The organism is Marinobacter sp., assembly GCF_044799475.1.
Classification (GTDB): Bacteria; Pseudomonadota; Gammaproteobacteria; order Pseudomonadales; family Oleiphilaceae; genus Marinobacter.
The window spans coordinates 1,353,489-1,376,242 of the sequence record NZ_CP085217.1; the positions used below are offsets into that span (position 1 = coordinate 1,353,489).

The 22,754-nt window shown below is 57.7% G+C and carries 20 protein-coding genes; 17 read left to right on the plus strand and 3 right to left on the minus strand.

The window, feature by feature from the left end:
• Positions 1–104: 104 nt before the first annotated feature.
• The 10 genes from boxC (at position 105) to LG327_RS06345 (ending at position 10,817) form a co-directional block, all read left to right on the plus strand.
• Entirely contained in the window at positions 105–1,748 is a 1,644-nt protein-coding gene (boxC, locus tag LG327_RS06300) for a 2,3-epoxybenzoyl-CoA dihydrolase (RefSeq protein WP_404367315.1), read from the plus strand.
• Positions 1,749–1,751: 3 nt separating this feature from the next.
• Complete coding sequence (gene boxB / locus LG327_RS06305; protein WP_404367317.1) at positions 1,752–3,209, plus strand: benzoyl-CoA 2,3-epoxidase subunit BoxB; 1,458 nt, start codon at positions 1,752–1,754, stop codon at positions 3,207–3,209.
• An 85-nt stretch (positions 3,210–3,294) separates the two neighbouring features.
• Positions 3,295–4,470 (plus strand): benzoyl-CoA 2,3-epoxidase subunit BoxA, encoded by a 1,176-nt coding sequence (boxA, locus tag LG327_RS06310; protein WP_404367319.1) that lies wholly within the window; start codon positions 3,295–3,297, stop codon positions 4,468–4,470.
• 10 nt (positions 4,471–4,480) lie between these two features.
• The gene (locus LG327_RS06315; protein WP_404367322.1) at positions 4,481–4,930 is read left to right on the plus strand and encodes an acyl-CoA thioesterase; all 450 of its coding nucleotides are present in this window, start codon (positions 4,481–4,483) and stop codon (positions 4,928–4,930) included.
• A gap of 194 nt (positions 4,931–5,124) precedes the next feature.
• Positions 5,125–6,303, plus strand: coding sequence for an ABC transporter substrate-binding protein (locus tag LG327_RS06320; RefSeq protein WP_404367325.1), 1,179 nt, complete (start codon positions 5,125–5,127; stop codon positions 6,301–6,303).
• Between the two features lie 74 nt (positions 6,304–6,377).
• On the plus strand, positions 6,378–7,238 hold the full coding sequence (locus LG327_RS06325) for a branched-chain amino acid ABC transporter permease (protein WP_404367328.1): 861 nt from the start codon (positions 6,378–6,380) through the stop codon (positions 7,236–7,238).
• Between the two features lie 14 nt (positions 7,239–7,252).
• Positions 7,253–8,326 carry a branched-chain amino acid ABC transporter permease gene (locus tag LG327_RS06330; protein ID WP_404367331.1) on the plus strand — a complete coding sequence of 358 codons (1,074 nt, stop codon included), beginning with the start codon at positions 7,253–7,255 and terminating at the stop codon, positions 8,324–8,326.
• A 4-nt stretch (positions 8,327–8,330) separates the two neighbouring features.
• A complete protein-coding gene (locus tag LG327_RS06335) occupies positions 8,331–9,101 on the plus strand; it encodes an ABC transporter ATP-binding protein (RefSeq protein WP_404367333.1) in 771 nt (256 codons plus the stop codon).
• Entirely contained in the window at positions 9,098–9,847 is a 750-nt protein-coding gene (locus LG327_RS06340; protein ID WP_404367336.1) for an ABC transporter ATP-binding protein, read from the plus strand. The genes LG327_RS06335 and LG327_RS06340 overlap by 4 nt, the downstream gene beginning before the upstream one ends.
• A 52-nt stretch (positions 9,848–9,899) precedes the next feature.
• Positions 9,900–10,817 carry a helix-turn-helix transcriptional regulator gene (locus LG327_RS06345; protein ID WP_404367339.1) on the plus strand — a complete coding sequence of 306 codons (918 nt, stop codon included), beginning with the start codon at positions 9,900–9,902 and terminating at the stop codon, positions 10,815–10,817.
• Here LG327_RS06345 and LG327_RS06350 read toward each other — a convergent pair whose 3' ends face one another.
• Positions 10,818–11,345 (minus strand): DUF309 domain-containing protein, encoded by a 528-nt coding sequence (locus tag LG327_RS06350; protein WP_404367342.1) that lies wholly within the window; start codon positions 11,343–11,345, stop codon positions 10,818–10,820. It lies immediately after the preceding gene.
• Between the two features lie 262 nt (positions 11,346–11,607).
• On the opposite strand from LG327_RS06350, the gene LG327_RS06355 reads away from it, so the two are divergent.
• From LG327_RS06355 to LG327_RS06380, 6 genes are all read left to right on the plus strand, one after another.
• Complete coding sequence (locus tag LG327_RS06355; RefSeq protein WP_404367345.1) at positions 11,608–12,747, plus strand: exonuclease SbcCD subunit D; 1,140 nt, start codon at positions 11,608–11,610, stop codon at positions 12,745–12,747.
• Entirely contained in the window at positions 12,744–15,371 is a 2,628-nt protein-coding gene (locus LG327_RS06360) for an AAA family ATPase (RefSeq protein ID WP_404367348.1), read from the plus strand. The genes LG327_RS06355 and LG327_RS06360 overlap by 4 nt, the downstream gene beginning before the upstream one ends.
• Positions 15,372–15,614: 243 nt before the next feature.
• Positions 15,615–18,059 (plus strand): amylase, encoded by a 2,445-nt coding sequence (locus LG327_RS06365; RefSeq protein ID WP_404367351.1) that lies wholly within the window; start codon positions 15,615–15,617, stop codon positions 18,057–18,059.
• Between the two features lie 192 nt (positions 18,060–18,251).
• Positions 18,252–18,542, plus strand: a complete 291-nt coding sequence (locus tag LG327_RS06370) for a hypothetical protein (RefSeq protein WP_404367354.1) — start codon at positions 18,252–18,254, stop codon at positions 18,540–18,542.
• A gap of 150 nt (positions 18,543–18,692) precedes the next feature.
• The gene (locus LG327_RS06375; protein WP_404367356.1) at positions 18,693–19,259 is read left to right on the plus strand and encodes a DinB family protein; all 567 of its coding nucleotides are present in this window, start codon (positions 18,693–18,695) and stop codon (positions 19,257–19,259) included.
• Between the two features lie 100 nt (positions 19,260–19,359).
• Positions 19,360–19,983, plus strand: coding sequence for a cytochrome c peroxidase (locus LG327_RS06380; RefSeq protein ID WP_404367359.1), 624 nt, complete (start codon positions 19,360–19,362; stop codon positions 19,981–19,983).
• A gap of 126 nt (positions 19,984–20,109) precedes the next feature.
• Here the strand turns inward: LG327_RS06380 and LG327_RS06385 are convergent, their stop codons facing one another.
• A complete protein-coding gene (locus LG327_RS06385) occupies positions 20,110–20,733 on the minus strand; it encodes a LysE family translocator (protein ID WP_404367362.1) in 624 nt (207 codons plus the stop codon).
• 94 nt (positions 20,734–20,827) lie between these two features.
• On the minus strand, positions 20,828–21,763 hold the full coding sequence (locus tag LG327_RS06390) for a LysR family transcriptional regulator (RefSeq protein WP_404367364.1): 936 nt from the start codon (positions 21,761–21,763) through the stop codon (positions 20,828–20,830).
• 99 nt (positions 21,764–21,862) lie between these two features.
• Between LG327_RS06390 and LG327_RS06395 the strand changes: the two genes are divergently transcribed.
• The gene (locus LG327_RS06395) at positions 21,863–22,738 is read left to right on the plus strand and encodes a DMT family transporter (RefSeq protein WP_404367367.1); all 876 of its coding nucleotides are present in this window, start codon (positions 21,863–21,865) and stop codon (positions 22,736–22,738) included.
• Positions 22,739–22,754 lie beyond the last annotated feature (16 nt).

Here is a 22,754-nt window from a genome sequence, read left to right on the forward strand (position 1 = left end):
AGTTTAGTGCTTGTACTGGTTGAATAGTGCATTATACTGCATGTCAGGAGCAATAAAGCTGCCATTCTACCAGGCAGCGTCAAAACAATGACTGAGGTAACCCGATGATTGACTTCCGAACCTCCCCTGAACGTTACCGGCACTGGCGCCTGAAGTTTGATAAAGACATTGCCTATGTTGATATGTCCGTTGATGAAAACGCCGGACTATTTCAGGGCTACCAATTGAAGATGAACTCCTATGACCTGGGGGTCGACATTGAGCTCAACGATATAGTCCAGCGTCTGCGCTTTGAGCATCCAGAAGTTAAAACCGTAGTTCTGGGGTCGGCCAACGACAAGATTTTCTGTGCGGGGGCCAACATCCGCATGCTGGGCGGCTCAACTCATGGCCACAAGGTCAACTTCTGCAAATTTACGAACGAAACGCGTAATGCCATTGAGGAAGCCACGGCCGAGTCCGGTCAAACCTGGATGTGTGCCATTAACGGCACTGCTGCTGGCGGCGGTTACGAACTGGCGCTGGCGACTGATCATATTCTGATGATCGACGACGGCACCACCACGGTCTCCCTGCCCGAGGTAGCTTTGCTCGCGGTATTGCCTGGCACCGGCGGACTGACCCGCGTTACCGACAAGCGCAAGGTTCGCCGTGATCTCGCTGACATCTTTTGCAGCACGGAAGACGGTGTTCGCGGCCAGAGAGCCATTGACTGGCGCCTGGTTGATGAAATAGTGCCGTCGTCGCAATTTGATCAGGCGGTGCAGGCGCGGGCCAGGGCGCTTGCCAAGCGCTCGGACCGTCCGGACGGTGCGAAGGGCATCGAGTTCACTCCACTTGAGCGCGAGATCACCGATGACCTGGTTCGCTACAATCAGGTGCGGGTCGAGCTTGATGCCGGCGCGCGCACCGCAACCCTGATCGTGAAAGGTCCTGAACGTCCGGCTCCCACCTCTGTCGAGGAAGCTCGGGGCCAGGGCGACGCATTCTGGCCGCTTGCCCTGTGTCGGGATCTGGATGACGCCATCCTGCACCTGCGCCTCAATCAGCCCGAGGTTGGCACCTGGCTGCTCAAAAGCGAGGGTGATGGTGGCCTTGTCGCCGGCTATGAGTCCTTGCTTGATCAGGATCACTGGTTGATGCGCGAAGTCCGGCTGTTCTGGAAGCGCACCATGAAGCGCCTCGATGTAACCTCTCGCACGCTGTTTGCGCTCATCGAGCCCGGCAGCTGTTTTGCTGGCATGCTTGCTGAGATCCTGTTTACGGCGGACCGCAGCTTCATGCTCGACGGGCAATGGGAAGATGATGACACACCGCCCGCGCAGCTGCGTCTGAGCGCAATGAATTTCGGGTCGTTTCCGATGAGCAATGACTTGACGCGGCTTGCGACCCGCTTCTATGGCGAACCGGAGAGCCTGGAACGTGCAAGGGCACTAATAGGTGAGAGCCTCGATGCTCGCGCAGCTCTGGAGAATGGTCTGATCACTGAAGCTAATGACGATATCGACTGGGAAGAAGAGCTCCGGCTTCTTATCGAGGAACGAGCCAGCTTCTCTCCAGACGCACTGACCGGCATGGAAGCGAATCTTCGCTTCGCCGGGCCGGAAACCATGGAAACCCGGATTTTTGGCCGTCTGACCGCTTGGCAAAACTGGATTTTCCAGCGTCCCAATGCGGTCGGTCAACAAGGCGCCCTGCAACTCTACGGCAGCGGCTCACGCCCGACCTACAACTTCGAGAGGGTTTAAATCATGACTTTGGCAACTGTGAAGCAGGAAGTGAATTACGACGATCTTATCCCCAACAATGTCAACTTGTCCGAAGACCGGCGCCTGAAGAAAGCGCTGGAAGCATGGCATCCGGGATTCATTGACTGGTGGAAGGGGCAGGGGCCGGAGGGCTTCCAGGAAACGCCGGTTTACCTTCGCACGGCCGTTGGCGTCGATCCCAAAGGGTGGGCCGAGTTCGGCTATGTCAACATGCCCGACTATCGCTGGGGTATCCTTCTGGCACCGCAGGAAGAAGACCGCAAAATCGCCTTTGGAAAGCACAAAGGTGAGCCTGTCTGGCAGGAAGTGCCCGGTGAATATCGCACCATTCTGCGGCGCCTGATCGTTATCCAGGGTGATACCGAACCCGCTTCGGTAGAGCAGCAGCGCCATCTGGGCAAGACTGCTCCCTCGCTTTATGATCTCCGCAATCTGTTCCAGGTCAATGTCGAGGAAGGTCGCCATCTTTGGGCCATGGTCTATCTGTTGCACAAATATTTTGGCAAGGATGGCCGCGAGGAGGCTGAAAACCTGTTGCAGCGCACCTCCGGCAATGAAGACAAGCCGCGTATGCTGGGCGCCTTCAACGAAGAAACCCCGGACTGGCTGTCGTTTTTTATGTTCACGTACTTTACGGACCGTGATGGCAAAATGCAGCTCGAATCGCTGGCGCAGTCGGGCTTTGATCCGCTTTCGCGCACCTGCCGTTTCATGCTTACCGAGGAAGCTCATCACATGTTTGTGGGTGAGTCCGGGGTGGCAAGGGTTATCGAGCGCACCTGTGATGCGATGAAAGAAGCCGGCATCACCGACCCCCACGATGTGGAAGCGGTGCGCAAGCTTGGCGTAATCGATCTGCCCATGCTGCAGCGAAAAATGAACTTCCATCTCTCGGTGACCCTGGACCTGTTTGGCAACGAAGTTTCGACTAACGCGGCCGCCGCATACGAAGCTGGAATCAAGGGGCGCTATCATGAAACCAAGATCGACGATGATCATCAGTTACATGGTCAGATTTATCCGGTGCTGAAAGTCGTCGACGGTCAGTTGCAAATGGTCGATGAGACCGCTTTGAATGCTATCAATGCGCGCCTGCGGGACGATTACGTCAAGGATGCGGCCGGCGGCGTCAAGCGCTGGAACAAACTGATCGCCAAGTCCGGTTTCGATTTTGAGTTGAAGCTGCCGCATATCGCTTTCAACCGCCAGATCGGGGAGTTCAGCGGCGTATCGGTTTCGCCGGAAGGTGAAATTGTCGACGCGGAAACCTTTGAAGCCAGCCGGGATCAGTGGCTGCCTACAACAGCGGACCTGGATTATCTGAATTCCCTGATGGTGCCGGTGACCGAACCGGGTACTTACGCTGGCTGGATTGCCCCGCCGAAAGTGGGTATCGACAACAAGCCCGGTGACTTTGAGTACGTTCAGTTGGCAGGTTGATATTGGGTCTGACTCGTCTATCACCTCCTTGGCACCAGCTGCAATCCGGAGTCGGGGAGGCGTAACGCGTTTGTTAGGAGATGCCATGAGCGTATTAAGACAGCACTTGATCGATCCGGAAATCTGCATTCGCTGCAACACCTGCGAAGAGACCTGTCCGATCGACGCGATCACCCATAATGACGATAACTACGTCGTGGATGCGGATATCTGTAATTACTGCATGGATTGCATCGCTCCCTGTCCGACCGGTGCTATCGATAATTGGCGGATGGTCAGCGAGCCTTACACACTGGAAGCGCAGTTCGGGTGGGACGATCTGCCCGAGGAAACTCATGAGGAGTCAGATGTCTCTGGTCATACCGCTGAAGACGCTGAAGCGCTCGCGATTCTTGAAAAAGCACATTCCGGCGTCAAAGCCGTTCCACCGCATTCCGCCTCGCACCCTTATTTGAACGTATTTACCCGGGACAACCCCGGTTTGGCCAAGGTGGTGGGCAATTATCGTATCACCAGTGCCGATACTGACTCGGACATCTGCCACATCGTGCTTGATTTCGGTAGCACGGCCTTTCCAGTGCTTGAGGGTCAGAGCATCGGCATCCTGCCTCCGGGTACGACAGCCAGTGGCAAACCTCACGTAATGCGCCTGTACTCGATTGCCAGTCCCAGGGATGGTGAGCGGCCGAATCATAACAATCTTGCCCTGACCGTAAAACGGGTAGAGGGTGGATTGGCTTCGAACTTCGTTTGTGACCTTAAAAAAGGCGACGAGGTCAAGGTCGTGGGACCTTTCGGCGATAGTTTCCTGATGCCGAACCACCCGGAATCCAACATAATCATGATTTGTACGGGGACGGGCTCAGCGCCTTTCCGTGCCATGACCGAGCGCCGCCGCCGGCAACAGCCCCAGGCCAGCGGGCGCCTGGTCCTGTTTTTTGGAGCCCGCACTCCGGGTGAGCTGCCTTATTTCGGGCCTCTGAACAAGTTGCCGGACAGCCTCATCCACAAGGAGCTGGTGTTTTCACGAGAACCGTCCCGAGGCAGGGAATACGTCCAGGACCGCATGCTTGCCCGTAGTGATTTAGTTGGAAATTTGCTGGGTAGTGAGCACACGCATATCTACATTTGTGGCCTGAAAGGGATGGAGAAAGGCGTCGAGGAATCCTTGAGGATCATTGCTGAAAAGCACAGTCTTGGGTGGGATTCGTTGCGTGAGGAAATGGTCCGCATGGGTCGCTATCACGTCGAAACCTATTGAGGCCTCACCTATGACCGTTCCCTACATTTACTACCGCCCGCTGCGGTGGGGCGACACAGATGCGGCCCGGATCGTCTATACGGCGCATTACTTTGATATTTGCATGGAAGCCCTCGAAGGCTGGTTTATCGACATTCTGGAAACAGACTGGTTCAGCATGAACGCCGACCTCGGCATAGGTACGCCTTTTGTGCACGCCGAAGTCGACTTTCGGGCGCCTGTGACTCCCCGAGATACACTGAGCGTCCAGATAGACATTGAGCGAATAGGCAATAAATCCCTGAGCTTCATCCTTAACGGCTTTCGGGCCCGGGACAGTCAATCCGTTTTTGATGGCCGCTTTACCTGTTGCTTTAGCAATATGTCCACCTTTGAGCCGATCGACATCCCGGAGTGGGTGCGGGAGCCAGCCATTCATTATCAGGAAGAATCGAGGCGTGTCGCCGCGGAGCTGGCATGAGCCACAAAGGAAAACTTCCAGACACCACGGATGATGCAAGGCACTGGAGAGGCGCAAATTCTGGTCATTGTTAAAACAGTCAGCCGAGTTCATTTGTGCACTTTAATGCTTGACCCGAAGAAAATAAGAATTATAGTGCAAATATGGGTGTAGCTCCCATGACACAATAATAATTAGCCCCAAGGAGTTCAGCGATGAAGCGTTCAAGCGTGAAAAATACGATGTTCGGAATACTGGGTCTTGCTGCCATGGCGGCGCTTTCGCCAGCGGCAGCGCAGGACAAAGATCCTGTCAAGGTCGGTCTGATGTTGCCTTACTCGGGGACATACGCGGCGCTTGGTGAGGCAATCACCAATGGCCTGAAGCTGGCGATTCAGGAGAACAACAACGAGCTTGGCGGCCGCCCGGTGGAATACGTTGTGGTGGATAGCGAGGCCGACGCCTCAAAATCGCCCCAGAACATGAGCCAACTGACTAAAGGCGACAAAGTTGATTTCGTCATAGGTCCGGTTCATTCAGGCGTTGCCATGGGCATGGTAAAAATGGCGCGGCAAACCGATGCTATTACCATTATTCCCAATGCGGGCCTGGCTGCAGCGACCGGCCAGCTATGCAGGCCCAATGTTTTCCGCACATCCTTTACCATGTGGCAGAATGCGCACACCATGGGCAAAGTGGCTTACGATCGCGGCCATCGTAACATCGCCACCATCAGCTGGAACTATGCAGGTGGCAAGGAAGACCTGGCGGCTTTTGAAGAAGGCTTCACAGAGGCTGGCGGCGAAATTATGAACCAGATGCTGGTGCCCTTCCCCCAGACCGAGTTCCAGTCCTACCTTACTGAAATTGCGAGCATGAAGCCGGATGCCGTTTACACCTTCTTTGCCGGCGGCGGCGCCGTCAAATTTGTGAAGGATTATCACGCTGCAGGCCTGAAAGACAGTGTTCCGCTGTTGGGTTCAGGGTTTCTTACCGATGGCACCCTGCAAGCCCAGGGCGAAGCTGCAGAGGGTGTTCTCACAACCTTGCACTACGCAGTAACGCTGGATAACGAGGCGAACCGACACTTTGTCGAGGCATACAGCGAGGAGTTTGATGCCAGAGCCGACGTTTATGCGGTTCAGGGTTACGACACCGGTAAGATGCTGGTGCAGGCACTGGGCAAGACCGGCGGAAACACCGCCGACAAGGAAGGCCTGATCAAGGCGCTGGAGGGTGTCAAGCTGGACAGTCCCCGTGGTCCGGTATCCTTCTCCTCCGCTCACCACCCCATCCAGAACATTTATCTCCGCGAAGTCAAAGACGGTCGCAATGTAGTTATTGCTACTGCAGCAGAAGCTCTGGCGGATCCGGCACGTGGCTGCAGCATGTAGGCAGCATTCGGCCGTTGACTTCACCGGGAGATTGCACCGCCGTCTCCCGGTGAATCAAACCGAGGACAGCGAGTATGGATTCGACGTTTTTCGCAATACAGGTCCTTAATGGGCTGCAATATGGCCTTTTGCTGTTTCTTATTGCCAGCGGGCTGACACTCATCTTCGGCATCATGGGTATTATTAACCTGGCCCATGGCGCCATGTACATGATTGGCTCTTACCTTGCCTATGACCTCACACAGCGTACCGGCAGCTTTTGGCTGGCATTGGCTCTGGGCGTTCCCATCGCTCTGCTGGTGGGACTTGTCATCGAACGGCTTTTTCTTGACACGCTCTACCAGCGGGATCACCTCTACCAGGTTTTGCTTACGTTCGGTTTGATACTTGTGTTGAACGAAGCTCAGCGAATCATCTGGGGCAGCGACGTGCACAGCGTTCCCATTCCGCCAATTCTCGACGGCAGTATCCAGTTGACGGACAACCTTCAGTATCCGGTCTATCGCCTCTTTGTGGGTGGCGTCTGCCTGGTCGTGGCCGGCCTGATTTACTGGGTCATGCGTTATACCCGGCTGGGTATCGTGATCCGCGCGGGTGCCGTCAATAGAGACATGGTTGAAGGCGTTGGTATCAATATCCGGACTCTGTTCACTGTGATTTTCAGCGCCGGGGTAGGCTTGGCGGCACTCGCGGGCATGTTATCGTCGCCGATCAGTTCGATTTATCCCGGCATGGGCGACGGTGTGTTAATTACCTGCTTTGTCATTGTCGTCATCGGCGGTATCGGCTCAGTTAAGGGTGCATTCTGGAGTGCGCTTCTGATTGGTCAGGTTGCAACGTTCGGCCCTGTTCTCGTGCCTGCTCTGGCCAGTGTGATCATTTATCTGGTTATGGCAGCGGTGCTTCTCGTCAAACCCCGCGGTCTGGCCGCCTGAACAGGAATTACCCAATGCTGCATCATTACCCCAGGCGCGTCACCTATCTGATGCTCGCCTTAACTGCTCTGCTGATCGCCTATCCGCTATGGGGACCTTTTGTGCTCGGTGGTCAAAGCGCGTTCTTCATAGAGAAGCTGACGACCATGCTGATCTTTGGCCTCTTCGCCATGAGTCTCGACCTTTTGGTTGGCACTGTCGGGCTGGTCAGTCTTGGCCATGCGCTCTTCTTCGGCCTCGCAGGTTACACGCTGGCAATTGCCAGCCCGGAGTACAGCCCGGCCTCACTCTGGTGGATGGTACCGCTGGTGATCGCGGTATGCGCACTGACGGGTCTGGTTGTCGGGGCGCTGGTCATCCGCACCAAAGGCATCTATTTCATCATGACCACGCTTGCATTTGGACAGATGCTCTATTATCTGGTGAGTGATGCCACCATTACCGGGGGCACCGACGGAATGTTCGTCATGTTCAAGCCCTCCCTGGCCATAGGAAACTGGCAGATTCTTGATCTTGAGAATCCCCTCGTGTTCTTCTACTTCGCTCTAGGCGTGATCGCTCTTGGATACTGTTTTCTGCGTTGGCTCACGCGATCCTACTTCGGGCAAGTGCTGGACGGAATCTATGACAACGAGCAACGAATGAAAGCTCTCGGCTATACCACCGACGGATACAAACTGGTGGCCTTTATGATTTCGGGCGTACTGGCGGGTATTGCCGGCATGCTGATGGCCATGCAGTACGGGTTTGCCAATCCGGGCCTTCTGAACTGGCATATGTCGGGTGAAGTCCTGATGATGGTTATTCTCGGCGGCATGGGTACCATATTTGGCCCGCTTCTGGGCGCCTTCGCCTATCTCCTGCTGCAGTATGGATTCGAACACTTGACTACTCATTGGCATCTCTTAATGGGCGCTACCATTATCGTTACGGTCCTGGTCCTCCCCAGGGGGCTGGCCGGGCTCATTCTTGATCCGCCGAGTTTTAAGGGCCACCTGCCAGCCAGCCGGCTGAAGACGGGGTCTGCCAAATCAATGCCCAGGACTTTTTTGGGAATCAGCCTGCCGCATAAGCGAAAGGATGGATGACGTCATGACAGAAACCCCACTATTATCCACTCGTGGCCTGAGCCGTCACTTCGGCGGACTGACAGCCGTTAACAAGGTCGACTTTGATGTGTTTCCCGGTCAGATTCATGCTGTTCTGGGACCTAACGGGGCCGGCAAAAGTACGCTGATCAATATGTTGTCGGGAGAACTGCCACCTTCCCATGGTGAGATCCAGTTTCGGCAGCGTCCAATTCATGGTCTCCCGATTCATCGCATCGCCAGGCTGGGAATTGGCCGCAGCTACCAGAAAACGAGTATTTTTCCGCGCCTGTCCTGTCTGGACAACTGTCGTCTTGCTGCCCGCATACACCAAGGCGGAGTGATTGCCAGCTGGCGTTCTCGGGCCCTGGGTGATCGGGTCAACGAGGCTGCCGAAAAGGCCCTGGAAACAAGCCAGCTGACTGATCAGGCATATACTCCGGCCCATGCCATGAGCTATGGCGAGCAACGCCAGTTGCAGATCGCCATGGTGCTGGCAACAGCCCCGATCCTGATGTTGCTGGATGAGCCAATGGCAGGCATGGGACGTGAGGAAACGATTCGGGTTACCGAGCTTCTCCGGACTTTGTCGAGCGAATACGCTCTCGTGCTGATCGAGCATGACATGGATTCGGTCTTCTCCCTCGCACATCAGATCACGGTAATGGTCGATGGCTCTGTACTTGAAACCGGGACGACAGAGGCCATTCGCAAAAGCCCCAGAGTCCGCGACGTCTACCTTGGGCGACATTTTGAAGAAGAGGGGGCAGCATGAATGCCATACATCCGGCACAGACCGCTGCCATGGTTCAGCCCCTGATAGAAGCAAAGGGCCTGCACACCTTTTATGGCGAAAGCCATGTGCTACACGGAGTTGATTTGAGGTTGGCTCCAGGCGAAACGCTGAGCCTTATGGGCCGAAACGGCATGGGCAAGACCACGACCCTTAAAACTCTGCTCGGGTTTATCAAGCCGCGGGAAGGCACAGTGAGCGTCATGGGTGGCCTCACTGCCAGGCTCAGACCCTGGCAGATTGTGCGTCAGGGCATCGGCTATGTTCCGGAAGGACGAGGAATCTTCCCCGGCATCAGCGTGCGTGAGCACCTGATCATGGCTGCCAGGCCCGGAGCCAGCGGCAAGTCGGACTGGAATATGGAACGGGTGCTCGAGACCTTTCCGCGACTGGCCCAGCGTATCAATCATGATGGTGCCTTGCTCTCGGGCGGCGAGCAGCAAATGCTGTCCATTGGGCGAGCCTTGACCACCAATCCGCGGATGATGATTCTCGATGAAGCGACAGAGGGCTTGGCACCACTGATTCGCGATGAAATATGGAAGATAATTGCGGAAATCAAAAAATCCGGGATTGCGAGCATTATTGTCGACAAGAATATCGACAATCTTCTGGAGGTTGCTGATCGTCACATCCTGCTGGTCAAGGGTGAAGTGGTGTTCGAAGGCAGCACTGAAATGATACGGAGAAATACAGGTATTCTCGACGCCCACCTGGGCATGGGATAATCCCGACTTATCTCAGCCTTTAAGGCGTATATGGAATCACCGGAGACCGAGGATGGGCTCAACCAAAAACCGTAAGGGTGCTGCCGCGCAGGATTATACTGCTGAAATTGGCGAGCGGGTTCGGGCAATTCGCGCGAGGCGCGGAATGCCCCGCAAAGAATTGTCGAATCAGTCTGGCATTTCCGAGCGCTACCTGGCAGAAGTTGAAAGCGGCAAGGCCAATATTTCCATAGTTTTGCTCCAGGGTCTGGCCGCCGCCATGGGGGTGCCGCTTCAGGAGTTGCTGCCGGGGAGGATGGAAAATGCCTTACCTGCGGCTCTGTTGGACCTGCTCCATCGATTAAGTGCGAGCGAGCTCGATGCGGCTTTCAAGCTGCTTAACCAGCACTTCGGGCCCCATAAAACGCAGCAAGCTGGAGTCGCTCTGATCGGTCTTCGCGGCGGAGGCAAGACCTCTCTCGGCCGAATGCTGGCATCAGAGTTCGGCAAGCTACATATTCGTCTCAGCAATAACGTCGAGCAGCTGGGTGGGATGAGTGTTGGCGAAATCATGGCTCTTGGCGGTCAACCTGGCTATCGTCGTATTGAGCGTGAGGCCCTTGAGCATGTGCTTGAACAACCCCGCCCCGTCATATTGGAGGCGGGTGGCAGTCTGGTGTCCGAGCCTGAGACTTTTCAACGCCTTTTAAGCAGTTTTTATACCGTGTGGATCAAGGCAGCTCCTCAGGAGCACATGCAGCGCGTAATCGAGCAGGGCGACACGCGACCGATGAAAGGAACTAGCCGAGCCATGGACGACCTCAAACGAATCTTGGCCGAACGGGAGGCAGAATACCGGCAGGCCGATTATATTCTCGATACGTCAAATCGCAGCATCGACGACTGCTTTTCGGAACTCGCCGATGTGTGCCGTCCTCACCTGACGAACGTGCCCGAAGGAGCCACGAAAAAAGCACAAGCCGGGGCCTGACTACTCCGGGGCCTTACACGGGCATAAATGCTTTAGAAAAAGATAAGGGAAGCCGTTCTCTCGCAGCCCGCTCTCTCCCTGAGAGGTCAGATAGGAACTGAATTCGGCTAGCCAGGGCCTTATCTCCAGCCCCATATTCTCCTCGTCCAGGCCGGTGGCCAAATCGATAACCAGCGTTTGCAGTCGTAGTGCGGCGTGACGCTTTCCCATGCGTTGTTTTAATAGAGCGTTCGCTGCCTGAATCAGCATCTGAAGGAATAATGCGTCACCGCCTCCCCGGGGGCTGTGTAGCCATATGGCTTCCCAAGCTTCGTGTGCCTCCCACCAGTAACCGTGGTTGAACAGGTCACAGCCGTACAGGTAGCACTTATTCGCACGCCACTCCGTGCCCAATCCTTGTGCACAATGCTCCGAGGTTCTTCGATAGCTGTGGCCCCGGACATCAGCAGTGGGATGTGGATCCGTACCTGGCAAAAAGGCATAAGAGGGAAAAAGGCCGGAAGAGTAACGGGGGGCAGAAAGCTTCATTGGCACGAACTCAGGATAATATTCAAATGGTCCCGGCGAAAGAGCTCAGATTTCCTGTAATCTGGACTTTCATCTTTAATAATGAAATACCTTGTTCATGATAATCGTTATTAGCAAATGGCGAAATTGCCACGAAATCAGTATAACGCTTTGCAATATTCAGGCGACAACCGGCCCGACAAAAGGCATAGCTAGCAACAGGAAATGTTTTGCTCGTCTTTAATCCTGACAAAGCAGCCAGCCACCCGGACAGGAACCACCAATGCCCCGCTTTCTCCACACCGCTGACTGGCAGATGGGCCGTCATTACAGCCGTTTTGAGAACGAAGACGCCACGGCCCTGGCGGAAGCACGTTTCAGCACCATTGAGCGCCTGGCGGCTCTGGCCAGTGAGCAGGCCTGCGATGCGGTTCTGGTGGCCGGCGATGTGTTCGATGCCCAGACGGTGTCGGACAGGACCATCCGGCGGGTATTCAATGCCATGGCGGGCTTTGCCGGGCCCTGGGTACTGCTGCCAGGCAACCATGATGCCGCGCTGGCGGAAAGTGTGTGGAGCCGGGCCAGGCGTCTGGGAGCGGTTCCTGCCAACGCCTGGCTGGCTCTGGAGGCGGGCGCTCTGGAACTGCCTGAGCAGGGTCTGGCCATTCTTTCTGCGCCGCTGACTCAGCGTCACACCTACGAGGACCTGACTGCTGCCTTTGACCAGCCTGAGACCACGCCTGGCCTGCTGCGTATTGGTCTGGCCCACGGCAGCGTGCAGGGCATTCTTGCGGAGGAAATAGACGCCACCAATCCCATTGCGCCTGACCGAACCGAGCGGGCCAGGCTGGATTATCTCGCTCTTGGGGACTGGCACGGTGTGAAGCAGATCAATGCTCGCACCTGGTACAGCGGCACCCCGGAGCCGGAGCGCTTCCGGAATAATGAAGCGGGCTTTGCGCTGGTGGTGGATATTACAGCTCCCGGCAGCGAGCCCCAGATCGCCCGGCACCGGACAGGCCAGTACGACTGGCGCCAGTGGCGGGAAACCCTGAGTGTGGAGACGGATCTGGACCAGTTGATCCAGCGTCTGAATGAACTGCCAGCCCCGGCTGTTCTGGATATCCGCCTTGACGGTGAGATTACCCTGAGTGGCGAGCAGCGGCTGCTGGCCTCGCTCTCGGTGGCCGAGGCCCGTCATCGGAGTGTCCAGTGTGATCGATCGGCCCTGAAGCTCCGTCCCACCGATGAGGATATCGCCGAACTCCATGCGGACGGCTATCTGGGGGAGGTCATCCAGGAGCTCAGGGAAAGCCGCCAAGGGCCGGATGACACCGCCTCCCGGGATGCTCTGGCGATCCTTGCTGGCCTGTTGCGGGACAGGCAGCAGGCAGATTCTGCTTCCCGGGAGGGCCAGTCATGAAGCTCAGGCATATCCGCATTGAGCAGATGAAACAGTTCCGCCAACCCTTGGAGCTCCGGGACCTCGCTCCCGGCCTGAACCTGATTCACGGCCCCAATGAATCCGGAAAAAGCACCCTGGTGGCAGCCATCCGCGCGGCTTTTTTCGAGCGCCACCGGTCCCGGAGTGTGGAATATCTGCGGCCCTGGGGAGACTCCGCAGCCGCGCCTTTTGTCGAGCTGGAGTTCCGGTGTCAGGGTCGGGATTGGCATCTGACCAAGAGTTTTCTGCAGCGCAAGCGCTGTGACCTCGTAGTGGACAGCGAATCCTGGTCCGGGGATGAAGCCGAGGAAAAGCTGGCGGAGCTTCTGGGTTACCAGATGCCTGCCAAGGGCGCTTCCCAGGCGAAAATCCAGGGCATTCCCGGCCTGCTGTGGATCGAACAGGGTACAGGTCAGGATGTGGAACAGGCGGTGAGCCATGCCGGTAACCATCTCAAGTCGGCCCTGAGCAGTCTGCTGGGCGAGGTAGCCAGCACCGGCGGCGATGACATCATCAATGCCGTGCGGGATCAGCGCGGTGAGCTGCTGACGGCCACCGGCCGGCCCCGGGGTGAATACAGCGAACTTGCCCAGCTTCAGGCAACACTGGAGCAGGAGGCCCGTGAACTCCAGGAGCGCATAAACACCTATCAGTCCCAGGTGGACCGGCTGGGTGAGCTGCGCCAGAAGCACCGTAAAGATGAGAGCGAACGGCCCTGGGAGACGGCGCGCCAGCATTACCATGAGGCGGAAAAGCGCTTCCGGGAGATCGAACAGCTGCGACAGCAACAGGCCCGGGAACAGCAGGAGCTGGATCACTGGCAGCAGAACCTGAAGCTGTTGCGCCAGCAGAAGCAGCAGGCGGAAGAGCAGGCCGGCAAGCTTGCCCGGAGGGAAAAAGAGTTCCGCAAGGCTCAGCAGGCAATGAGCGAGCTGAAGGCCAGAACTGCTGGCCTGAATCAGAGCCGGGAGCAGGCGGATGCCGGGTATCGCAGTGCTACCGCCTCCGTGGAGCAGGCAAAACTCAGGGATCAGAGAGAGGGGCTTGTCAGGGAGATCGACCGTCTGACCCGGCAGCAGCAGAGCCTGGATGAGCGGCTGACCAATGGCCGGAAGTACCAGACGGAGCTTGCGGCCGCGCGGGAAAAGGAGCAGGACAAGGCCATTGATCCGGCTGCGCTCGCGAAGCTGAAGGAAGCACGACGCCAGCTCGACCTGGAAACCCTCCGGTCACAGGCCGTGGCCACCCGCGTGAGCTATGAGCTGGAGAAAGGCAGAAGCCTGGAAATCGGGGGGAAAGCCATTCATGGCAGCGGCGACCGACTGCTGCTGGATGAGACCACCCTGGTCATGCCCGGGCTTGGCCGCCTGCAGATCACCCCGGGCGGGGAAGATCTCGGCAAACTGAAGCGCCGGCTGGAACGCGTGCAGGATGAACATGCCCGGGAGCTGAAAGCGCTGAATGTCACTTCCCTGGAGGAGGCGGAACGCCGTGCGGCAGTTCAGGCGGAAAGCCGTGCGTCCGTCCGGCGGCTGGAAGAACTGCTGGGCTCCGTCGCGCCCCGGGGGCTCGATGCCCTGGCAGCCGAGCATGAAGCCCATCAGCAGCAGCTGTCCCGCAACCTCCAGGATCTGGAAAAGCTGCCAGAGCCGGACGGGGAGGTCCTGTCACTGGCCAGCGCCGAGGCCGCGAGGGAGGCAGCAGAACAGAGGCTCAATGCGGCTGAATCCGCTCACCGCGAGCACGAGAAACTGCTGCTGCAGGCAGCCCACGCCGAAACCAGTGCCGAGAGGGAATGGCAGCAGCTGAAGGAAGAGCTGGAAGGTCCGGAACAGCTGGCGGCCCGCAGAGAACTCCAGCAGAAGATTGTCGAAGCTGGCGAAAAGGAAGAACGGATAAAAGCCGTCGTCGCCTCACGCCAGAGCCAGATCGACCAGGCCCGACCCGACCTGCTGGAACAGGACATGAAGCGCTTCCTGGCAAGCGCCGAACAGCTGGAGCGGGCCCATCACCAGAGGGCCATAGAGATCGAAGGTCTGCAGGGCAAGCTCGAAAGCCTGGGAGCGGAAGGCCTGGAAGAGCAGCACAACGAGCTGACAGCCAGGCTTGAGCATACCCAGCGCCGCTTTGCGGAACTGGACAGAAGGGCGAGGGCGCTGGATCTGCTGCTCGCGCTTCTGCAGGAAAAGCGCCAGGCCCTCACCCGCCGTTTGCAGGCGCCGCTTCAGCGTCATCTGAACCATTACCTGGGTGTGCTCTTTCCACAGGCAGAACTGGACGTGGACGACAGGCTGATTCCCGGCCAGTTCAGACGGTCAGGGGAGCAGGGTCAGATGAATGAACTGAGCTTCGGTGCCCGGGAACAGATGGGCCTGATCAGCCGTCTGGCCTATGCCGACCTGCTGCAAGAAGCCGGCCGCCCAACTCTGATCATCCTCGATGACACCCTCGTACACAGCGACCAGCAGCGCCTTGCCCAGATGAAACGCATCCTGTTCGACGCAGCCCGGCGTCACCAGATCCTCCTGCTGACCTGCCATCCGGATAACTGGCAGGATCTGGGTGTGGCACCGAGAGATCTGCAGGCCCTGAAAACCGGCTAGCGGCATACTGGACTGACAACAGGGGTAGCCAGTGGCTATTCCCTCCCTCTCTATACCTGCAACTTCCGCTTCCATTTTGGCCCTGATTCTGGACCTGCTTACAGGTGTCTGAACTCAGGTATCAGAATTGCGGAAATAGAAAAGTTTCCTTTTTCTGTAACGCCCAACCTGGTGGGGTGTCTCTCCTTCATAACCACAATACCAAGCCGTTCGGCGAAAGGTTTGAAAGGGAATCAGTCCAACATGAGTCGTCATTACTGGGTGGGTGGCAATCGCAGCTACGAACAGGACCGCTTTTTCGAAGCATCGCTTGATAAAAGCATCTGGAAGGCAGCCGAAAACGGGGAGAACTGGGACGCCTGCTGGTACACTGGCATGCCCGGCCCGAAATTTTTCAGCAAAGTCGGGCCCGGGCGGAAAATCAACCACATTCCCGGCAATAACGCCCTGACGGTCAAAAGCCGGCTACACCAGAGCCTGGTGACTCTCCGGGAGCGGGTTGAAACCCAGCAGCAGGACTCTTCAGGCCTGACAGACCGGCTGCAGTTCGTGCCCGGGGTATTCTCCATGCCGGAGGATTACCACGCGTTCCAGCAGGCGGCGGTGGATAATCCCGCAAAACGCTGGATTCTCAAACCCAAAAACGCGGCCCGTGGTAAAGGCATACAGCTGGTCCGCGATCCTGCAAGCGTGCCCCTCGAATCCTCCTGGATGGTGCAGGAATACATTGAAAACCCTCACACCATGCACGGCCGCAAATACGTTCTGCGGCTTTATGTGCTGGTGTCATCTGTTGTCCCCTTCCGGGTTTATCTTTACCGGCAGGGCTTCGCCAAGCTGGCCTCCGCCCCTTATGACGAGGCCAACGCAGACAACCCCTACAGTTACCTGACCAATCCCGACGTCAACGCCCTGAATCTTGATGCCGAGGTGCCGGTGGAGTTCGTGGATCTGGACCGTTACCGGGAGTGGCTTCGGGAGCAGGGCCATGACGACCAGATACTGTTCAGCCGAGTCGAAGACATGGTGACTCTGACCTGTCTTTCAGCCCTGGAATCCATGCGCGAGCGCTCCAGGGCGGTAAAGGCAGACACCCAGGGCTGCTATGAACTGCTTGGCATCGACTGCCTGATTGATGATCAGCTCAAACCCTGGATCCTGGAATGCAACCTCAGTCCTTCCCTGGAAGTCTGCGCGGGGCCGGAGAGCGGGGGGGACATAGAGGAGGGAATCAAGGGCTCGATGGTAGCGGATCTGGTGAGCCTGACCGGGCTTAATATCGAATCAGCCCCGCTCCGGGCAGCCTCGCCTGAAGAGCAGCTGATTGAAGAAACCCGGAACGAACTGGAGCAGGCCGGAAACTTCCAGCGGCTGTTCCCCTGCAGCGACCCCGAGCGCTATCTCCCTTACTTCACCCTGCCGCGTCTGGAGGACTGGGTCGTAGTCCAGGACGCGGCGGAAAAACCAGTGCCCCAGCCAGCGCTTGAACCGCGGTTTGCCGAAGACATGATCAGTGATGACCAGGTCTATCTCTATCACACCCGCGGTGGCCATCTGAGCGCACTGAATGAAGCAGCCTCACTGATCTGGCTGATGGCAGTTGAGGGAGCCGGTCCTGATGACATTGCCGATGCTCTGGTTGAATCTGCGGGCAAGATGTCTGCGGCGCCGGTGGATGCATGGGTTATCCGGAAAGATGTCTGGGACTCCCTTGCAGGCTGGGCTACCAGCGGTTTGCTGATCCAGCGCTGGCAGGACAGCGGCGCAGGGTCGAAAGCCTCCGCCCCGGAAGTCAGCCGCCTGACCCCGGCCATCGACCCGTTTTCCCTGCTGCTTGACTGTGGTGCTTTCCAGGTTGAGTTCTATACCGACAGCCGACCTGTGGTCAGCAGGCTGGAGGCCATTCTGCTTCCTATGGCATCGGAAAAGCGCCGGGGCAACTGTTCGCGTTTTGAAGTGGTTCGCGATACCCCCGGCTATACCCTGATTCTCGACGGCAAGGTCCTCCAGTCCAGACTCGAGCTGGCCAGTGTGGCATCGGCCGTTATGGCCTGCCTCGCCCGCAATGCCGCTCTGCCCGGGGAGATCATCATTGATGCAGGGCTGGTTGCAGACCCCGCCAGTCCCGACACCGCTGTACTGGTCGCTGGTGGTGACAGCCAGTTGTACGATGCCGTGGCTCAGGATTTTGCCAGCCGCCAGGGTGTCGGCTTCAGCCGCGCAATCCGGATCCGCGAAACTGTGGAGGGTGACTCCTGCGCCATCGGATTGCCGGCACGGATACCGGAGCCGATGCTTGATCTGTTCGGCCAGGCAAAAACAGTCGCGGGCAATCGGCCAGCCGCCGGCAGGGAAGGCACCCTTCTCCCTGCATCGGCTCAGCTGGCAGGGGGATATTTCCGGGTCAATACGGTGGTTGTCCCCAGCCACGCGGCGCTGGAGGAGAAAGACGGCATGCGACCGCTATCGGTGAGTGAAACCATGCGCCATCTCATTTCCGGGTGCTGCATAAGCGAAGGCCGGCCGCTGGACGCCAGCGGATTCTCCAGGCTTGCCGACTGGCTTGAACTCTGCGACCGCTACCTGGTGGATGCCCATGACCTGCCCTCGGCTGCACGGGCGCTATCCAGCATAGCGACGGCCCAATGGGAGGTCGCGTGCCCCGGCAAAGGGCCTGGGGGCGTCTGATAAAAATGGATGCTGTATTTGGCGGTGCCGGTGTTTTTCTGCCAGCACCGTCAACTCCACGGATGCCATGATGTTTCAGGTGATCCTGGTCATGCTGGCGGTGTTCCTGTTCATCCGTGGTCATAAAGGGCCGGGCCTCATGCCTGGAGCCCACTGACTATTACCCAGGCAACCGAAAAAAGAGGATCTGATATGCCTAATGATATCCAGAAACAGCGCCTGTTGAGCAAACTGGCCAGAGGCATTGCCTACACCGGGCCTGTGCTTGCCGTTGTGGTTGGGGCCGCATCCCTGAATGCCCACGCCACGGAGACCGACTCCGTCTTCCAGACCGGTACCAGCGTGGACAACGAATACATGCTGGCCTCCTCCCATGGAGAGGGCGAAGGTGAAGGCAAGGCTGAAGGAGAAGGCGAAGGAGAAGGAGAAGGAGAAGGAGAAGGAGAAAGAGAAGGCGAGGGTGAAGGCGAAGCTGAAGGCTGAACCCCGATCTGAAGGCAGTCCTGATACAGGTTGCCATTGCAGGGGGCAGCGGCAGACTGGCGCTGCCCTTTTGTCCTGAATGTCGACCAGCAACCACTTTACCGTCACCTTCGCAACATTAAAGCCATCCGGACGAACAGGGTGAACACGATGTCAGAATATTTTTCGAAGGGTTCTGCAGATCCGGGAAGCCTTGTCGCGGAAAACCTGCATGCGATTTCCCAACTGGTCGAACTGCTCATCAGGCTGCCTCCGCCCCTGTACAGGGAGCGGTTTGGCGTCAAAAAGCAGCACGTAATCGGCAAGCATGTTCGCCACATCATTGACCACTACACCGCGCTTCTGACGGCTCTTTATGAGAAGCCGGAGGCGCCACTCAATTATGAGAACCGCGAGAGGGAAGCGCTTCTCGAACTGGATGCCCGCGCTGCCTGCCAGCGGCTCCTGGCCATTCGCGAGTCAGTCGCCAGCATTCATCCGGACCTTCAGTCCAGGCTTCTGGCGATGGAACACGGCAGTGACGACGGCAAAAGTCCTGTGACCACCAGCGTCGGGCGGGAGCTTGTCTTCCTGTCCAGCCACAGCATTCATCACATGGCGATTATAGGGATGCTGGTGGAACAGGCCGGAATCGAGGTGAGCGATGAGTTTGGCGTGCATCCGTCAACACTCCGCCACCAGCAGCGGCTCCAGACATCACTGGCTCAGAGTGCCTGAACAATCGAAGCCGGCCCACAGTGCTGGCTTTTTTTCTGTAACAGGAAGGTCCTGAAATTGTCCGTATAAACAAACCAGAAAGAATGACCGGAGGTTGCCCATGTCTACCGATAAGAACCGCAAAGAACTCCTGCAAAGACTCTCCCGTAATCTCATGGTGTCCGTGCCTGTAATGACGGTGGTGGCCATGGCCGGTGCAACGGCCGTATCCGATTTCAACCTCGGCCTCATTCCCTCTGCGGAAGCGGCCCAGGGCGAAGCAGAGGCTGAGGGTGAAGGTGAAGCCGAGGGGAAAGCCGAAGGCGAGGCAAAAGGAGAAGGAGAAGGAGAAGCCGAGGGTGAGGGCGAAGCTGTGTCCGCAGAAAAGCGCGAATCTGTGCGTCGTCCCAGCGACTATGAACCCTGGCAGGGCGATACCGAATCCCTGGTGGCCATGGGTGAGAAACTGTTCAAGGACACCTCACTTTCTGCCAACGGCCTGTCCTGCCAGACCTGTCATATGGATGGCTCCGGGTACGCTGATACCTTTGCCAACGAATACCCGCATTTCGTGGCGATGGGCAAACGGGACTTTGGCATGGACGAGGTGCACCTGGATGAAATGGTGCAGATCTGCATGGTGGCGCCCATGGGCGCTGACGCCCTTGACTGGGATTCAAAGGAACTCGCTGCCCTGACGGAATACATGCGCGTGGAACAGAAGAAGTTCAGAAAAGGAAAATAAAAACCACCGCTGACCCTCACGGCGGTTGCCCCGACGTGAGGGTTCCCCGGCAGCCCCAGACAGTTCCGGTGCTCTGAACCCCGCGATCGCAAGCTGGTCCCTTCCAGGGAACAGAAAATGGCGGGGTCATTGCTTTGCGGTGAGAATGCCGAACACCAGGCGGCCGGCCAGCCCCACCAGAACTGCCCCGAAGATACGCTCGAACCAGACGCCCTTTTGACGAAGCAGGTGGAGCCAGCGGGGGCTCGAGAACATCCAGGTGACGAACAGATACCAGCCTCCATCAATGACCATTGCGGTGGCCGCATAGCCCATCTTCGCAACCAGAGTGGTCTCGGTGCCCACCACCTGACTGAACAGTGCCAGGAAAAACACAGCTATTTTCGGATTTAGTAGCACAATCAGAAAGCCGTCCCGGGCGGCGCTGGCAGTGGTTGGCGCATCTGGTAACGGGGAATCGGCCTGCGGCTTTGCCATCAGACCCTTCACGCCAATCCATGCCAGATACGCCGCCCCACCCCATTGCAGTACTGAAAAAGCCAGAGGGGAGGCGGTAATGATGGCGGCCAGTCCGAGAATGCTCAGGAAGGCATAAAGCCCGACACCCAGGCCATGAGCGATCGCTGTCACCATGCCATTGCGGCGCCCACCGGTCAGCGTCTGTTTCAGCACAACGGCGAGTGACGGTCCAGGGGACATGGCACCCAGCACGCAGATTGTGACAACGGTTAGCCAGGTGGCCAGGGTCATTGCGGATCGGTCCTTTTGTCGGGCGGTTGCTGCGGATTCTAGCAGGGTCGGCGCGGTCTGGATGAGCGTATGAGTTATTTCGGGGTCAAAAGGCTTATGTCGCCGTCAATAATCCTGAAATACGAGCTTCGGATAGCACCCACTGACGGAGCAACTGGATGGAAGGTTCGTCCCGCCGACTGGTCTTGAAAGCGAAATAGAAGCTGTCGCCGGTGCTGCAGGTATGGCAGGGCAGGCGCACCAGGTCCGGGTCATGGGGGGCGTTGTACATGTAGTCGTTAGTGAGGGCGATACCCTGGTGATGGCGGGCTGCCTCGAGGGCCAGCAGAGTGTGGCTGAAGTGCTGCACCCGCGCTTCCGGGGTGAGAGTCGCGTCAGCCGCACCGAGAAAACGCCGCCAGTCCTCCCCTGCACGCTGGAAGAAACCATAAGCTGACAGCAGTGGAAAGGCTTGCAGGTGCTCCGCCGACAAGGGGACGTTCAGGTCTTCGGTACGCTTCAGTTGCTGACATAGCCGTCGCCAGAAGCGCTGACTGCAGATGGCAAACAGCTGCTCCCTGTAAATCAGATCACAGGTGAAGCCACGCTGTTCAGCGGACAGTGTCACGAAACAGTCTGCCATTCGTTCCGACAAAACCGGGTTGCCCGTGGTCATCTCCAGACTCAGGTCCAGGCTCGGATATTGCTGCTGAAGCGCCGGCAGGCGGGGAATGACCCACCGCACGGCAAAGGAACTGATGATGGCAAAGCGAAGCTGTTTGTGTGTCCGCCCCTGCAGGCTGTCAGTGGCATGTTCTATCTGTTTCAGAGCGTCGGCAATCTGCTCGTAATAGATCTGGCCTTCAGGGGTAAGGCTCAGCGTGCGGCCCTGGCGCAGGAAAAGGATTTCACCCAGATATTCCTCAAGCTGGCGGATCTGATGGCTGACCGCACTCTGGCTCACATGCAGGGCCTCTGCGGCTCGGGAGAAGCTGTTCAGGCGGGCTACGCTTTCAAAACAGGCCAGAGCACGCAGCGGAGGAAGGTTCATTATCCAAATATCTCATAGATTCAGCGAAAACGTCATTATACATAATAATACGATTGCTCCAGACTCCGCTGGTCACTTTCAGGCGCGGAGGAGAAAACCATGTCCGGGTATACACTCAATGGAGCCATCGCTCTGCTCGTGCTGGGAAACTTTCTTGCGATTATTTCGGATGTCCTCATCAAGTGGCAGGGCGGCGACATACCCATTTTCCAGTTCGTGTTCATGCGCGTTGCCTGCACCCTGATTCTGGTGCTGCCGTTCTGGTGGCAGTTCAATCGCAGGGCGCTTTTTAGCGGAATCAGGATCCATCTGCTGCGGGCTCATATCGGTTTTGCTGGCATTGTATGTATGGTTATTGCCCTCAATACGCTGCCGCTGGCCACAGCAAATGCACTTTTCTATGCCGCGCCGGTGCTCGTGATGGTGCTGGCCGTGATCCTTTTTGCCGAACGGCTGACCCGGCTTAGTGCCCTGGCGGTGTTCAGTGGTTTCGCGGGCATTCTGGTGATCCTGCAGCCGGTGGGGCTGACCTGGCACAGTCTGAGCGCCCTGGCCGCAGCCCTGATGCTGGCACTGGCCGCGCTGCTGGTACGTTGGCTGCCCAGGCAGCAGCCCCTGTTGCATACGGCATTTCTGATGAATGTGCTGATGCTGCCCACGGCGACAGCGCTCATGCTATGGGAAGGCGCAGCGTGGCAATGGTCCATGGTGCCCACGGCTCTGGGCTCCGCCCTGTTTATTCTGGGCTACAACACAACGGTCCTCCTGGCCTACCGCCACGTACCTGCCAATCAGGTCACCAGTGCGGAATACACCGGCCTGATCTGGGCGATGCTGCTGGGCTGGATTCTGTTCGCGGAGGTGCCTGGAATCTGGTTTGTGGTGGGCTCAGTCATGATTGTCGGGCCACTGGTGCTACTCAGTCTGAATGAGCGCAGGCGGGTGCGCAGCCTGAGGCCGGCAGTCAACTGCTGAGGCATTCCGGCCTTGA

Bases quoted from the DNA above. Each gene is read 5' to 3' on its own strand.
- LG327_RS06395 (WP_404367367.1), top strand. From the start codon at position 21,863: ATGTCCGGGTATACACTCAATGGAGCCATCGCTCTGCTCGTGCTGGGA.
- LG327_RS06385 (WP_404367362.1), bottom strand. From the start codon at position 20,733: ATGACCCTGGCCACCTGGCTAACCGTTGTCACAATCTGCGTGCTGGGT.
- LG327_RS06360 (WP_404367348.1), top strand. From the start codon at position 12,744: ATGAAGCTCAGGCATATCCGCATTGAGCAGATGAAACAGTTCCGCCAA.
- LG327_RS06320 (WP_404367325.1), top strand. From the start codon at position 5,125: ATGAAGCGTTCAAGCGTGAAAAATACGATGTTCGGAATACTGGGTCTT.
- boxC (WP_404367315.1), top strand. From the start codon at position 105: ATGATTGACTTCCGAACCTCCCCTGAACGTTACCGGCACTGGCGCCTG.
- LG327_RS06330 (WP_404367331.1), top strand. From the start codon at position 7,253: ATGCTGCATCATTACCCCAGGCGCGTCACCTATCTGATGCTCGCCTTA.
- LG327_RS06340 (WP_404367336.1), top strand. From the start codon at position 9,098: ATGAATGCCATACATCCGGCACAGACCGCTGCCATGGTTCAGCCCCTG.
- LG327_RS06325 (WP_404367328.1), top strand. From the start codon at position 6,378: ATGGATTCGACGTTTTTCGCAATACAGGTCCTTAATGGGCTGCAATAT.
- LG327_RS06365 (WP_404367351.1), top strand. From the start codon at position 15,615: ATGAGTCGTCATTACTGGGTGGGTGGCAATCGCAGCTACGAACAGGAC.
- LG327_RS06370 (WP_404367354.1), top strand. From the start codon at position 18,252: ATGCCTAATGATATCCAGAAACAGCGCCTGTTGAGCAAACTGGCCAGA.
- LG327_RS06375 (WP_404367356.1), top strand. From the start codon at position 18,693: ATGTCAGAATATTTTTCGAAGGGTTCTGCAGATCCGGGAAGCCTTGTC.
- LG327_RS06350 (WP_404367342.1), bottom strand. From the start codon at position 11,345: ATGAAGCTTTCTGCCCCCCGTTACTCTTCCGGCCTTTTTCCCTCTTAT.
- boxB (WP_404367317.1), top strand. From the start codon at position 1,752: ATGACTTTGGCAACTGTGAAGCAGGAAGTGAATTACGACGATCTTATC.
- LG327_RS06390 (WP_404367364.1), bottom strand. From the start codon at position 21,763: ATGAACCTTCCTCCGCTGCGTGCTCTGGCCTGTTTTGAAAGCGTAGCC.
- LG327_RS06355 (WP_404367345.1), top strand. From the start codon at position 11,608: ATGCCCCGCTTTCTCCACACCGCTGACTGGCAGATGGGCCGTCATTAC.
- LG327_RS06345 (WP_404367339.1), top strand. From the start codon at position 9,900: ATGGGCTCAACCAAAAACCGTAAGGGTGCTGCCGCGCAGGATTATACT.
- LG327_RS06335 (WP_404367333.1), top strand. From the start codon at position 8,331: ATGACAGAAACCCCACTATTATCCACTCGTGGCCTGAGCCGTCACTTC.
- LG327_RS06315 (WP_404367322.1), top strand. From the start codon at position 4,481: ATGACCGTTCCCTACATTTACTACCGCCCGCTGCGGTGGGGCGACACA.
- LG327_RS06380 (WP_404367359.1), top strand. From the start codon at position 19,360: ATGTCTACCGATAAGAACCGCAAAGAACTCCTGCAAAGACTCTCCCGT.
- boxA (WP_404367319.1), top strand. From the start codon at position 3,295: ATGAGCGTATTAAGACAGCACTTGATCGATCCGGAAATCTGCATTCGC.